The 13,190-nt window shown below is 52.2% G+C and carries 12 protein-coding genes; 6 read left to right on the forward strand and 6 right to left on the reverse strand.

Annotated elements, in window-relative coordinates:
- Positions 1-89 precede the first annotated feature (89 nt).
- From I2G61_RS11915 to I2G61_RS11925, 3 genes are all read right to left on the reverse strand, one after another.
- Positions 90-761, reverse strand: a complete 672-nt coding sequence (locus I2G61_RS11915) for a lysoplasmalogenase family protein (protein ID WP_159432744.1) — start codon at positions 759-761, stop codon at positions 90-92.
- Between the two features lie 254 nt (positions 762-1,015).
- The gene (gene feoB, locus I2G61_RS11920) at positions 1,016-3,136 is read right to left on the reverse strand and encodes a ferrous iron transport protein B (RefSeq protein WP_072683131.1); all 2,121 of its coding nucleotides are present in this window, start codon (positions 3,134-3,136) and stop codon (positions 1,016-1,018) included.
- Between the two features lie 2 nt (positions 3,137-3,138).
- Complete coding sequence (locus I2G61_RS11925; protein ID WP_006058412.1) at positions 3,139-3,384, reverse strand: FeoA family protein; 246 nt, start codon at positions 3,382-3,384, stop codon at positions 3,139-3,141.
- Between the two features lie 227 nt (positions 3,385-3,611).
- On the opposite strand from I2G61_RS11925, the gene I2G61_RS11930 reads away from it, so the two are divergent.
- Entirely contained in the window at positions 3,612-4,346 is a 735-nt protein-coding gene (locus tag I2G61_RS11930; RefSeq protein WP_072683132.1) for a hypothetical protein, read from the forward strand.
- Positions 4,343-5,107, forward strand: coding sequence for a hypothetical protein (locus I2G61_RS11935; protein WP_072683133.1), 765 nt, complete (start codon positions 4,343-4,345; stop codon positions 5,105-5,107). The genes I2G61_RS11930 and I2G61_RS11935 overlap by 4 nt, the downstream gene beginning before the upstream one ends.
- A 299-nt stretch (positions 5,108-5,406) precedes the next feature.
- On the opposite strand, the gene I2G61_RS11940 is transcribed toward I2G61_RS11935, so the two are convergent.
- The gene (locus tag I2G61_RS11940; protein WP_195548305.1) at positions 5,407-7,242 is read right to left on the reverse strand and encodes an FAD-dependent oxidoreductase; all 1,836 of its coding nucleotides are present in this window, start codon (positions 7,240-7,242) and stop codon (positions 5,407-5,409) included.
- A 122-nt stretch (positions 7,243-7,364) separates the two neighbouring features.
- Here I2G61_RS11940 and I2G61_RS11945 point away from each other — a divergent pair, with 122 nt between their 5' ends.
- The 3 genes from I2G61_RS11945 (at position 7,365) to I2G61_RS11955 (ending at position 10,296) form a co-directional block, all read left to right on the forward strand.
- Positions 7,365-8,069, forward strand: a complete 705-nt coding sequence (locus I2G61_RS11945; RefSeq protein ID WP_072683135.1) for a response regulator transcription factor — start codon at positions 7,365-7,367, stop codon at positions 8,067-8,069.
- Positions 8,050-9,516 carry a HAMP domain-containing sensor histidine kinase gene (locus I2G61_RS11950; protein ID WP_195548306.1) on the forward strand — a complete coding sequence of 489 codons (1,467 nt, stop codon included), beginning with the start codon at positions 8,050-8,052 and terminating at the stop codon, positions 9,514-9,516. Before I2G61_RS11945 ends, I2G61_RS11950 begins: the two co-directional genes overlap by 20 nt.
- A gap of 318 nt (positions 9,517-9,834) precedes the next feature.
- The gene (locus I2G61_RS11955; RefSeq protein WP_072683137.1) at positions 9,835-10,296 is read left to right on the forward strand and encodes a YbaK/EbsC family protein; all 462 of its coding nucleotides are present in this window, start codon (positions 9,835-9,837) and stop codon (positions 10,294-10,296) included.
- Positions 10,297-10,340: 44 nt separating this feature from the next.
- On the opposite strand, the gene I2G61_RS11960 is transcribed toward I2G61_RS11955, so the two are convergent.
- Both I2G61_RS11960 and proC read right to left on the reverse strand, forming a co-directional pair.
- A complete protein-coding gene (locus I2G61_RS11960; protein ID WP_072683138.1) occupies positions 10,341-10,823 on the reverse strand; it encodes a type II secretion system protein in 483 nt (160 codons plus the stop codon).
- An 87-nt stretch (positions 10,824-10,910) separates the two neighbouring features.
- Positions 10,911-11,696, reverse strand: a complete 786-nt coding sequence (gene proC / locus I2G61_RS11965) for a pyrroline-5-carboxylate reductase (protein WP_195395697.1) — start codon at positions 11,694-11,696, stop codon at positions 10,911-10,913.
- A 146-nt stretch (positions 11,697-11,842) separates the two neighbouring features.
- Between proC and I2G61_RS11970 the strand changes: the two genes are divergently transcribed.
- Positions 11,843-13,081, forward strand: a complete 1,239-nt coding sequence (locus I2G61_RS11970; RefSeq protein WP_195395696.1) for an HD domain-containing protein — start codon at positions 11,843-11,845, stop codon at positions 13,079-13,081.
- The last annotated feature ends 109 nt before the right edge of the window (positions 13,082-13,190 follow it).

Here is a 13,190-nt window from a genome sequence, read left to right on the forward strand (position 1 = left end):
TTCCTGACCGGACAAAAGAATAAACCGCACGTCAGCGTTCTTCCCAATGGAGAACTTCAGGCTTTGCTTTCATGGAAGGCAGGATGACCTCACCGTGCGGCATGAGCGAAGCAAAGCAGGGCTGGCAGATAGAACGGCCAGATCCAGCCGCCGGCCGCCGCCAGCGGACCGCCCAGCTGAAAGAGCACGACGTTCAGGTCGCACAGAGCTAATAACACGGTTCCCATTGCCGTCCAGAAACGAAACCGGATATCGGCTGAAGGGGGTTGAAGCTCAGATGGATTCTTCCCAAGCTTGTCAAACGCGGATTTCAAAAGGAAAGTATGCGTAAGCATTCTCAGTGCCGCGATGAGGTTAAAGCTGGTTTGAATTGCGTAGAACATCACCAGACAGATCATTTCCGGCAGTTTCAGAAGCAGTCCTGCGATAAAGAACAAGCCGCCGAGGATCAGGCACAGCTGGAGTGTTTGTTCCCGGGAAATCAGGCTGAAGCTCAGACACAGCTGGACAAGACAAAAGCCGGCGATCCCGGTTTCCCATTGCCGGGTAAATAACAGAAACAAATCGGCCAGGGCACAGCCGGTCAGAACCAGAAGCGACAGAGGATCCGCCTGCTGCTCCTTCCCTTTTGACATCAGCGCGCTTGCCAGACACAGGACAACCCCGATCCACTTCCAATATTCAATCTCCGCAGCTCCCGGCAGAACCCCATTCTCCATTCCCAGAATTAAAACGCAGAAAAAGACCGCAAGCAGAAACATCTGCGCCACCTCCTGCATTTTAGCCTGCCCCTTTCCGCACAGCCTTATCAGGTCTTTGCCCAGTTGCGAGGATTACTGTCTTTTCTGTTCTGACCGAAATCGGTCTGAAATAGACCGTTAAAAAGAAAAAGGAGCGCCGGCAGCGCTCCAACAGGGAGGGAAGAAAGGTGAAGATCACAGGGGAAAGAAAACTGAATGATCGTGCAGAAAGAGAAGGTTTACCGCTGTGGATGAACGGATTTTCTTATTCCTGTTTAGAACAACCGCAGGATAAACGCCGCCAGACTGCAGCAGACGACACCACATACCGTCGGGATCAGGATCGCCGCGGCGGTCCATTTGACACTCTTGGTTTCCTTGTAAATGGTCAGGCAGGTCGTCGAACAAGGCCAGTGAAACAGCACGAAGATCAAGGTGCATACCGCCGTTGTCAACGTCCAGTCCTGCGCCAGAAACAAGTCCTTCATCGCGCTCAGACTGCTCATTTCGATCAGCGAGCCGTTGGCCATGTAGGCCATGATGATGATCGGGATGACGATTTCATTGGCTGGAAATCCGAGGAGGAAGGCGACCAGAATTACGCCGTCCAGTCCCATGAAGCGGCCTAACGGATCGAGGAACCCCGACGCCCAGGCGAGCAGCGACTGCCCCTGCACGCCGACGTTGGCCATCACCCACAACAGAATCCCGGCCGGCGCGGCGACCGTGATCGCCCGCCCCAGAACGAACAATGTGCGGTCAAAGACCGAGCGAACCAGCACCTTGCCCAGCTGCGGCCGGCGGTAAGGCGGCAGCTCCAGCGTGAACGAGGAAGGCACACCGTTTAAGACCGTGGCCGACAACAGCCGGCTGACTAAAAACGTCATACCTAGTCCCAACAGGATCGTCAGGGTTAAAAGCAGCGCCGACTGCAGCGACTGCGTCAGCCCTGCGGCCGAGCCGAGAAAGAACATGGTCAGAATACTGATCAGCGTGGGAAATCTTCCATTACAGGGAGCAAAATTATTGGTCAGAATCGCGATCAGCCGTTCCCGCGGAGAGTCGATGATCCGGCAGCCGATCACCCCGGCGGCGTTGCAGCCGAAGCCCATGCAGGTCGTCAGTGCCTGTTTGCCGCAGGCATGCGCCTTGGCGAACGTTTTGTCCAGATTGAACGCGACGCGGGGCAGATAGCCGAGATCCTCAAGATAGGTAAACAGCGGGAAGAAAATTGCCATCGGCGGAAGCATAACTGCGACTACCCAGGCTAATACGCGGTACATCCCCTCGCTCAGCATCGTGACGATGACACCCGGCAGATGCAGCGCCGTCAGAAACTTCGCCAGCGGCGCTTCCAGAGAGAATAGAAATTCCGCCAGCATCTGCGAGGGAATATTCGCGCCGGCCAGCGTGATCCATAACACCAGACACAGAAGCAGGATCATCAGAGGAATCCCGGCCCAGCGGGAGAACAGAATGCGGTCGATCTGCCGGTCGCGTTTCATCGCCTCGGCTTCGTTCATCGTCACAGTCTGTTCCGCCAGCTGCTGCGCCTGCTGGACCGGGCACTGGATCAGCAGGTCCGGCCAGTTGTCGTTTTTATACGTCTGATCGAGCACCTTGCGGCTGCGCAGGGCCAGACTGTGAAGTGTTTCAATATCCGCCTGATTTAAAGCTGTCGATGCGTAGAGCGACTTCAGCGTCGAGTCCGGATTGTTCAGAATCTGCAAGGCAATCCAGGGAATGTCGTAGGCCGGATCGAGCATCCGCAGCTGTCCGCGCAGGCGGTCCAATTCGTTCTGAATGACAAACGGATAATTCAGGCAGGCGATCTGCGTGCGGGGATGCTCGCATAGTTGCGCGACGGCGTCCATCAATGCGTCTAATCCCTGATGACTGCGGGCGCTGGCGGCGACGACCGGGAGCTGAAGCAATTCACTCAGCTTTTCCAGATCGATTTCAATTTTCTTTTTGCGTGCTTCATCCATCAGATTAACGCAGACGACGACATTCGCGGTCATCTGGAGAATTTGAAGGACGAGGTTGAGATTCCTTTGCAGGGCGGTCGCGTCGCACACCACGATCGTTACGGCGGGCTTTTGGAAACAGATGAATTCGCTGGCGATCGCTTCCTCAGCGCTGTTGGCGATCAGGGAATACGTTCCCGGCAGATCAACCAGCGTGTAGTCCGTTTCCTGATGCCGGGCGATGCCTTTGGCCAGCGCGACGGTTTTTCCCGGCCAGTTGCCGGTGTGCTGGTTCATGCCGGTCAGCTCGTTGAACACGGTGCTCTTGCCGACGTTCGGATTGCCGGCCAGCGCGATCAGAGTCTCGGAATCACCGAACTGGAAGCGGCGGCTGGCTTTCGCGCTGGTCGACTGAACAGTAAGTCCCATACCTATTCCTCGTCATGCTCGACAAGGATGGAACGGGAATCTTTGTCGCGAATGGCAATGACCGTACCGCGGATCAGATAGGCCACCGGATCGCCGGCGCAGCTTTTGACCAGCGGAATCAGCTCGGTGCCCTGAACTAACCCGATATCCTGCAGGCGGGTGCGGATCGAACCGGTGCTGTTGAGCTGGGTGACTTTGCAGCGCTTACCCAACGGGATCTGATTTAATGAACATTGGACGATACTCATAGTCAATTCCTCCTTTAAGTTGGTCATGGGAAAGCTTGTTTCCCACTACCAACTTATGTGAAGGGAAAGCGTGCTGCTAGGCTTACGGAACAGCCTGCAAAAAGAAAGGGGGAAAAAGCGGACTTCGATGCGCTGAATGATGAAGGAATTCTTACAATTTCTTTGTTCGCTGAAAGAACGAAAAACGGGATGATATAATTTTATAAAGAAAGGGGAATTCAAAAGCCATGAAGAAAACAAGGGTACTGGAATCCAAAACGCTGACCGTGCTGCTTTTGCTTGTGATTCTGGGCAATGTTATTGGAATAGTCAGCACGCGCCGGCATCAGTTAACGCCGACGGATTACCGGCACTGCGGTGTTTTTGAGTTCAGCGGAGCAAATGGGAGCGGCCATGTTGAATTTACCAATGCCGAGTCTTCTTATAATATTACACGGCAGGGGGAATTCTGCGCCAATATGGAATTCTTCGCAAAATCAGAAACCGGGCTGGTTCCGATCTCGGCGCTGAATCGGCTGCATAACGGTGATTCGCTGCTTGTGATTCCGGTTTATGATTCAGTGTATGCCGAACTGCTGAAGGTCAAGCCGGACACCTCGCCTCTGATGCTGCAAGTGGAAGGTCTGTCTGAAGGGCTGACAGAGCGGGATCCGCGGCTGGAGGCTCAGAAAGCGGAGATTCTGCGGATCCTGACGCCGCACTTTACGGGACAGCCCGACTGGATTACATATGCCTTGCGCACAGACGAGCAGGGCGAAGTGAATATGATCATCATCTTTGAGGATCTGGACACTGAACAGATTTATGCCGTGGAGGTCACGGGCGCCTATTTTGACGAGCAGGATGTTTTCCATTTTGGAGAAAAAGAATTGCGCCTGGCTGACGTCCGGGAATTTGAGCGGCAGGCTGCTGCGGATTCGACCTGGATCTGGGGGAATGGAAAGGGATTGGCGAGCGAATGAAACAAAAAGGAATCAACCTTGTGCTTCTGGCTGTTGCGGCGTTAACGCTGGTTTTGCTTGGACGCAGCGTGATGCAGGAACCGGTAGTGGCAATCAGCCGCGAAGTGTGGGAATATTATCATACATCCGTATATTCAGGATATCCCTCGACGCCCAATCGAAGAGAATGGAATCCGCGGCTGCTAAAGGACGATCTGCGCTATGCCCGGCAGGCAGGCGATCTGGAATGGCTCGATCAGCTCAAACGTGTCCAGGCCGCGTCCCGCTGTCAGACACCCCGGTATAACTGGTATCCGGCATGCAATATCCTGCTGACCGACGAACCGCGGATACAGGGATCAATCCCTTTATTGACCCGGGAAGAAGCGCAGACGCCGGACGTCCAGGCCGCGCTGGAGGAAATCCTGTTTCGCTTTGCCAGCCTGCGCTATAAACAGAATCCCGAAGGAACATTGACGATTGAAAACGCATATTTTATTGATTCAGAGCTGGGCAATACGGCTCAGCTGTTCGCCTGGGTGAGGGAGGATTTGGGGGAATCGGAAGAAACGAAAACCTTCGTTTTAGTGATCCACAATCTCCATCAGGCAGAAAACCGCTGGGTTTACTGGAATGATCACTATGGTTACAGTTCTGATTTTTGCGATCTTGTCCTTCCGCCTGACGAGGACTGGCCGGAATATCACGCGACCCCGTTGCCGCTGATCGAAGGTGCTTCGATGCGGTTCGATGAAATGGAATGGATGCTCGGCCGTTTGTAGACGAGAAAAAGGTGAAAACGCCTCTTTCTAAAACGATCATTCTTCTCTATTGCGATTTTTGGATAGGGCATTCAACGAACTGCGATTATTGGAGGTACTGATGAAAAATGAATTGCGATTTTTCAAGGATCGCTGGATTTCACAAAAGAATCGGTTTGCGCAAAACTTTGTAAAACATAATCTGACGTCCACAAGCTGACAATTAAAAAACCAGACCGGCACAGTGCGATGACTGCGGCAGTCTGGTTTTGTCGTTTTGATCTGGAAATAACAGAAATGAAACAGCGTGGGGACTTCCTTTATTTGCCCGCGTTTTTCGCAGCGTTTGTGCCTGCGGTATAACCGGAGAAATTGGCCCATCCCTGCATCATCGCCGTCATGGAATCCGCGCCGTTCGCGCCGCCGACAACGCAGCCTGCGCCATAGAGATTAGCGATCGGATTGCCTTCCGCATCCACAATCTGGAGATTTTCGTTTGCTTTTAAGCCGCCCAGCGTCGTTGCGAAACGCGGCTTCTGTTCGACGATGACATAGGTTCCTTCTTTTAAAGCTACCGGATCCGGTTTGTCAAACTGTGTGTCTTTTCCGGCGGCGCACATCTCGTTGTAGTTAGCGACCGTCGCGGCTAAGCCTTCTGCGTCGATGCCCATCTGGCCTGCCAGCGCGCTCAAATCTTCACCTTTGACGATAATCGGCTTGCCATTGTTGGAAACTGAATACCAGTCCTCGATCGAAGCTTCCGAAGGGATTAACTTATCTTCCACAGATTTGGCAAGATAGGCGGCATAGGCGTCTTCATCCATGACCAGATAAAGAATTTTATCTTCCTGAGCCACGGTAGCATTAGTGATGTCGCTTAATGTGCCGACTTCGCTGACTACGCGTTCACCCTTGGAGTTGACATAAATCGCACCGTGGCCGTTGGTCGCTGCCGTCGAACTGGCGGTGGCGGCTAACCCCTTGGTCGGGAGCTTTTCAACACCCTGCGCGTAAACCTTGACTAAATCCAGATTGATCGTCGCCGCGCCGACTTCTTCACCCATGACCAAGCCATCGCCGGTGTCGCTGTCGCGGCCATAGAACAGATATCCATCCAGCGATTTTGGAAGCAGCTCCTGGTTCGCGCCGAAGCTGCCGGTCGCCAGGACGACGGATTTCGCGTTGAAGGTGACTTCCTTGCCTGCCGCATCCGTGCCCACAGCGCCGATCACCGCGCCGTTGTCATCCGTGAGAAGCTTGGATGCCCGCACATCGGTGAACAGCTGACCATGATTTTGTGCCAGCAGCGTCTGCATCTGATCCAGGAAGGAAACGGAACGTCCGACAACGCCGATCTGCCGGGAAGCGGAATGATCCGGATACTGCGTTGCGGCCGCGTCATAAGCAATTTTTAAATCGTCGGTCAGCCAGTCGATGCACTCGCCGATGTTGTCCGCAAGCAGTCTGACCAGCACCGGGTCGTTCTTTTCCAATCCGACCTTCATGATATCTTCATACAACAAATCGGAAGAATCCTGCGTTTCATTCAGGACTTCTTTTTGAATCCGGGAATTGGTGGCAACCATCGTGCCGGCATTTAAGACCGTATCGCCGCCGATGAAGCCGTTCTTTTCCAGACAGATGACATTCGCTCCGGTCTGAGCGGCCCGTACGGCGGCCGTAATGCCGGATCCGCCTCCGCCGATGACCAGCACGTCGCAGTCATAGCTGTCGTTGAGTGCTTCCGCCGCGACTTCGGTGTTGAAGCAGGTATTCAGATCTGCGCCAGCCTGAGTCAGCGCGTCTTTGACTGCGGAAATAAAGGTGGCGCTGGTGATCGTCGCTCCGGTGATCGTATCCAGATTGACGGTTTGGTTGGCGATGATCTCATCGGTCAGCTTTTCCATTGCGTTGGTGCCGATTCCGGCCGTCTCCGACGATTCAACGACGTTGATTGATTCGATCGCCTGATCACTGACCGTGACCTCAATCGTGATCGGCGCGTTGTGGCCGGTGACGGTCGCAGTATAGGTTCCCGGCGTCAGCGCGGCGGCTGAGGTATCCGGGGTTGGCGTGCCGGCGCCGCCGTTGTTGCCACAGCCGGCGGCTGAAGCAGCGAGCACCAGACATAAAGCCAGTTTAAGAAGCTTTTTCATTGTCTTTCCTCCTCTTACAATGCAACAAGATAATAATTTAACAATGTGTTGAAAATATTTTGTTTTTGACACAGTTTTGACGCAATTCTGTTGTTTGTTATAATAAAAACGGGAGAACAAACATGAAAACGATTTTAATAGTGGATGATAACGAATCGATCTGCAACATTTTATATCATTATGGAAAAGAAGCCGGCTACACGATGGTGATCGCGCATACCGGTCAGGAAGGACTTACCTATTTTACCAATTATAAGCCGGATGTCATCCTTCTGGACGTGATGCTTCCGGATATCGACGGCTTTGAAGTCTGCCAGTGTATCCGCAAAGTATCCCGTGTGCCGATCTTGATGATTACTGCCAAGACAGCCGATCAGGACCGCGTCATGGGACTGGATATCGGGGCGGACGATTACATCCTCAAGCCGTTTTCCTGTCAGGAGGTGATGGCGCGGATCCGCGCGGTTTTGCGCAGAACGGAGGACAATCCGGAACAGGCCGATTTCGTTTATGGAAATTTAATGATTCAGGAAAGCCGGAATTTAGTCAGTCTGGACGGCAAGCCGATCAATTTGACAAAGAAAGAAATGGAGCTGCTGGTGCTGCTCGCTTCTCATCCCGGCCGGGTGTATTCCCGCGAGATTCTTCTCGATCTGGTTTGGGGATACAGTGGGGAAAGCTATGACCGGGCGGTGGATTCCTGCGTGAAGCGGCTGCGCGCCAAGCTGGACGAATATCCGCACCCCTGCTTCTCCATCAAAACGATCTGGGGCGTAGGGTACAGTTTTGCCTATGAGGAAAAAAAGCATGAGCAAGCTGACAAGTAAGCTGGTCGTTATGTTCAGCGCCGTGATTCTGAGCTATGCGGTGATTCTGGTGTATAATTTTTCGCACTTCACTGCCGACGTTCTGAATTCACATCACGTCGATATTATTTTCCGCGGCGCGGAAAACGCGGCGGAAACCTTTGAACGCATGCTTCCGGAAGACACGCGGCCGGATAACTTTATCCAGGCGGTTCGGGATACGGGAAATGCGGAATACAGTCTGGCCCTGCTTTCCGATATCAGCGATTACAGCTATTCCCTGTGCGATCAAAATGGCGAATATCTGTACTTAAACGAAGATCAGCTGATTCAGAAAAACGATATCACTTTGATCCCGGAAGCGGAAACCGTCCGGGATTCAGCGCTGGCGGGAGAAAGCTCCTGTCTTGAGTTTCCGACGGAAGAAGGGCATATCATCGCCGGGGCCGCGCCGATTCATAATAATCAGGGAGAAACTGTCGGTGTTCTTCTGATCCTGCATCAGGCCGGCGATTCCGCGGCGATGCAGTCGAAGATCAACCGTTTTCTTTTCGGGCTGACACTGGTCGTTTTACTGCTGCTTCTGTTAGTCAGCGTGTTCATGTCCTTTCATTTTACCGCGCCGATCCGGAAAATCACGCAGATTGCCAACGAGCTGGCGCATGGCAATCTGTCGATTCAAACGAATATCCATCAGAAGGATGAAATCGGACAGCTGGCCTATTCGATGGATCAGCTGGCGATTGAGTTGTGCAAAAGCAAGGAAATTCAGAGAAACGAAGCGAAAATGCACGATAATTTCCTGGCGGATATCTCGCATGAATTAAAAACACCGGTGACCGTGATTCGCGGGTCGCTGGAATCGCTGGCGGACGGGGTGATCAAGAATCCTCAGGATGTCGCCGCCTACTATCGGCAGATGTTGGCGGAAAGTCAGTACCTGCAGAAACTGATTCAGGACCTGTTGATGATCTCAACCTTGAAAACCAAGGAATTTAAAATTAAACAGGAGCCGGTTCATCTTTCCGAGGTGATGTCCGATACGGCGATGAGCGCCCGCGGCATGGCGATGAAAAAGAAAATTCAGTTTGTCACGCAGCCGCCGGAGAATGATTTCGTCATCCTGGGCGATTATGAGCTGATCCGCAAGTTGTTGATGTTGATTCTGGATAACGCGGTTAAATACACAGAATCCGGAAAATCTATTTATTATTATCAGACCGACCGCGGAGAAATTGTGATTCAGGACGAAGGCGCAGGCATGGATCAGGAAGCTCTTTCCAATATCTTTAAACGCTTTTACCGGCAGGGAAAAGGAATTGAGCGCGGCAGCTCCGGAATGGGGCTGGCAATCGCAAAAGAAATCGCCGTCCGGCATCAGATTGAGATTCAGGTTGAAAGTGCAGTGGGCACGGGCACGACGTTTACGCTTGTTTTTCCAATAGATAAAATGCGTGTTGAGAAATAACAGACGATAATGTAACCACTGATTGAAGAATTTCTTAGCATGAGAGTTTATTTCCGTAGTTCCTTAACTGATAATTAAAAAAGCATAAAAAAAGAATTCCTGCCCGCCCAACCGATGCATCAAACGATACCACGGACAGAACTCCCGCAGCGAAAGAGAGACGGAATTCTTAATTATTAAATATCTGTTCATGTAAAATGGCTGAGATTTTTAATTGCAGAAGCGTGATGTTTCAATGTAACCTGATATCGTATTTCGTCAATTCTTGCGTCTTCCTTCAAAGTGAGGTAGGATTAAAAACAGATTGGGAGTGATGTTATGGCGATTGAACAAGCCCGGGAATATTTAAAAGCATGGGGCTGCGCCGATCAGATCATTGAGCTGGAGCATTCCAGCGCAACGGTGGCGTTAGCGGCCAAAGCGCTGGGCACGGAGGAAGCGCGGATCGCGAAAACCTTGTCGTTTTGGGTGCAGGATCAGCCGGTGCTGGTCGTAACGGCCGGGGACCAGAAGATCGACAATGCGAAATATAAGGCGTTTTTCCATGTGAAAGCGAAAATGTTAAGCTATGAGGAAGTGGAACCGGTGATCGGTCATCCAGTCGGCGGCGTCTGTCCGTTCGGCATCCGTCCGGGAATTCCTGTTTATTTGGATGAATCGCTTCAACGGTTTGAAACGGTGTTTCCGGCCTGCGGCAGCGGCAACAGCGCGATCGAGCTGACGCCGGACCGGTTGTATGAAATCGCGCAGGCACAAGCGTGGATTAACGTGTGCAAATAAAAAAACATTCCGATCCACGTTTCCCGTTGACCGGAATGTTTTCGTTATTCTTCACGAAAGGATAACGGTTTGCATGAACCGGCAGCCTCACACTTTAAATAGGTACCGTTTTCATAGGTATAATAATCGGATTTAAATTTCTCACTTGTATAATATTGAATAAGATACGTCGTTTGTCCGTAAAGAATTGAATATCGTTTTGCGAGTTCCTCTCCGATCATTTCTTCGATTAATTCGGTAACTCTGATTTCATATTCCTGATTGCCTCCCGGCATGGCAGAGTTAAAAGGAAGGAGAACTTCGCTGTTCTGATTAAGGAGATAGCCTTCCTGAACGCGGGCTTTGATGTCGGCGGCGGTAAACGCTTTATCAATTTGTTTCAGATTATTCAATGCGGCGGTATCCGCTGCCGTTTCTGTGAAACCGGTCAGCTTGGGGACCAGCATGATTAACAAGGCCACCAGAATCGCAACAACGACAATGCATTCAATCAAAGTAAAACCATTTTTCTTTTTTTTCTCTTTCATCCTTATCACCGCATTAAGTATATCAATTTGACTGCGGTTAGTTATATTCAATTACAGTATAAAACTTTCTGATTGTGTAAAAAGGGATCAGCCGGAAATCTGGTTTGTTTTTTCAATGATCGCGTCGACCGCTTCCAGCATGGCTGAACGTAAGCCCAGGGCTTCCGCTTTTTCCACGCCGACGATCGTGCTGCCGGCTGGGGAACAGACCTGATCCTTCAAAATTCCCGGATGCAGTCCGGTTTCGCTCACCATCGCCCCGGCGCCTTTCACGGCCTGAGCTGCCATCGCATACGCCTGAGCGCGCGGAATTCCGTGTTTGACCGCGGCGTCGGCCATCGCTTCAATTATCATATAAATCAAAGCCGGGGTGCTGCCGGTCAGGGCGGATACCGCGTTCATCTGCGCTTCCTCGATCACCGCGGTTTTCCCGGTCATGGCCAATAAGGAAAGTGCCAGCTGCTTTTCCGATTCCGTGACTTGGGCGTTAAACGTCAGCGCGGTAAACCCTTCCCCGACAGCCGCGCAGGTGTTGGGCAGGGTGCGGACCAGATGGACGTTTTCACCCAGGCGCCGGGCGTACCAGTCCAATGTCAAAGAAACGGCGATCGTCACGACGAGCGTTTCCGGCCGCAGCGCCGGTTTGATCTCGGCGAGCACCTCCGCCATTTTAACCGGTTTGACCGCCAGAAATAAAACGTCGCTGACCTTTGCCACTTCGGCTGAGGAATTCAGCTTCTGTGCCGGGAAATCCGTCTTTTCCGCTAAATGCGGCGAATACGCCGCCATCGCATAAGCCTGCGTTTTCTGAGTAATGCCGTGAATGATCGCCGATGCCATATTGCCTGTGCCGATCCAGCCGATTGTCGTCATAAAAAGTCCTCCTTTTTTTAACCGGTCCTGCCGGTTTTCTTCGATTTGGTTTCATTATACAACAAACCATCAAACTCAGCCGCTCGTGAATTGTAATTATCGGGATAAACCTTTAAAATAAAAGCAGAAAGGCCAGGTGGAAAACAATGTTTGAGAAACTCAACGAAGTCAAAGTGCTTCGCGATCCAATTCATGGCTATATTCACGTTGATCTGAAAGTGATCTGGGACTGCATCAACAGCCGCGAGGTCCAGCGGCTGAAGCGGATCCGGCAGCTGGGCGGGGCGTTTCAGGTTTATCATACCGCGGAGCATTCCCGGTTCGCGCACTCTTTAGGGGTGTATGAGATCGCCCGGCGGATGGTCGAGGAAGTCCGCGATCTGCGGGAAACGCTGAGCGAGGAGGAAAAGATTACGGTCATGGCCGCCGGTCTGCTTCATGATCTGGGGCATGGTCCGTTCTCCCATGCGTTTGAATCGGTGACGATCGCCAGGCATGAGGAAATGACGCGCCGGATCATTCTGGAAGATACCGAAGTCCATCGCGCGTTAGTCCGTTGCAGCCCATCGCTGCCGGAAAAGGTGGCGGCGGTGATCGACCACACCCATCCCAATAAAATTCTTGTTCAGATGATCAGCGGTCAGCTGGACGCTGACCGGATGGATTACCTGCTTCGGGATGCGTACTTCACCGGGACGAAATACGGGGAATTTGATCTGGAACGAATCCTGCGGACCATTCGCGTGCGCGATCATAAAATGGTCGTCAAGGAAAGCGGCATGCATTCCGTCGAGGATTACATCATGGCCCGCTATCACATGTACTGGCAGGTTTATTTTCATCCGGTATCGCGCAGCTTTGAGTCGATGCTCGCGCTGATGTTTGCACGGTTAAAACAGCTGCGGGATCAGCACAGTCCGATTCTGGAACAAATTCCAATTTTCAACGCATTCCTCTCAGGACGCGGCGTCAGCGTCGAGGATCATTTTCTGATGGATGAATCCGCCTGCAACTATGGGTTTACGCTGCTGCGGCAAAGCGCAGATCCGATCGCGGCGGATCTGGCGCGGCGGCTTTTGGACCGCGATCTGTTTCAGTCCTGCGAAATCCATACGCACGATCAGCTGGAAGCGATGCGTGCACGGTTGGTGGAAAACGGCTGGGATCCGACGTATTATCTGACCGTAGACGAAGTCCGCCAACGGCCATATCAGCCTTATCAGGGAAATGAAAATTCGATGGTCTGGGTTTTGATGCAGGATGGCACGATTGAGGAATTATCCGATGCCTCGGTCATCGCGGCGGCACTGGTGCATGGGGAATCCAAGAATGATCTGCGGATGTACTATCCGCGGGAAATGGAGAGTGACCCTCCGGGCCGGTAAGCCTGTAAAATTCTCTGCGGAAAGATTCCAAAAGCTGGAAATCATGATATAATACGGCTGACGATCCGCGCGGTTTTCCATTCCTGCGGATCAAACACAAAAAGTAGAC

The organism is Holdemania sp. 1001095H_141210_F2 (assembly GCF_015558105.1).
GTDB lineage: Bacteria > Bacillota_I > Bacilli_A > Erysipelotrichales > Erysipelotrichaceae > Holdemania.

Bases quoted from the DNA above. Each gene is read 5' to 3' on its own strand.
- I2G61_RS11970 (WP_195395696.1), top strand. From the start codon at position 11,843: ATGTTTGAGAAACTCAACGAAGTCAAAGTGCTTCGCGATCCAATTCAT.
- I2G61_RS11950 (WP_195548306.1), top strand. From the start codon at position 8,050: ATGAGCAAGCTGACAAGTAAGCTGGTCGTTATGTTCAGCGCCGTGATT.
- I2G61_RS11945 (WP_072683135.1), top strand. From the start codon at position 7,365: ATGAAAACGATTTTAATAGTGGATGATAACGAATCGATCTGCAACATT.
- I2G61_RS11955 (WP_072683137.1), top strand. From the start codon at position 9,835: ATGGCGATTGAACAAGCCCGGGAATATTTAAAAGCATGGGGCTGCGCC.
- I2G61_RS11925 (WP_006058412.1), bottom strand. From the start codon at position 3,384: ATGAGTATCGTCCAATGTTCATTAAATCAGATCCCGTTGGGTAAGCGC.
- I2G61_RS11940 (WP_195548305.1), bottom strand. From the start codon at position 7,242: ATGAAAAAGCTTCTTAAACTGGCTTTATGTCTGGTGCTCGCTGCTTCA.
- proC (WP_195395697.1), bottom strand. From the start codon at position 11,696: ATGACGACAATCGGCTGGATCGGCACAGGCAATATGGCATCGGCGATC.
- I2G61_RS11935 (WP_072683133.1), top strand. From the start codon at position 4,343: ATGAAACAAAAAGGAATCAACCTTGTGCTTCTGGCTGTTGCGGCGTTA.
- I2G61_RS11915 (WP_159432744.1), bottom strand. From the start codon at position 761: ATGTTTCTGCTTGCGGTCTTTTTCTGCGTTTTAATTCTGGGAATGGAG.
- I2G61_RS11930 (WP_072683132.1), top strand. From the start codon at position 3,612: ATGAAGAAAACAAGGGTACTGGAATCCAAAACGCTGACCGTGCTGCTT.
- feoB (WP_072683131.1), bottom strand. From the start codon at position 3,136: ATGGGACTTACTGTTCAGTCGACCAGCGCGAAAGCCAGCCGCCGCTTC.
- I2G61_RS11960 (WP_072683138.1), bottom strand. From the start codon at position 10,823: ATGAAAGAGAAAAAAAAGAAAAATGGTTTTACTTTGATTGAATGCATT.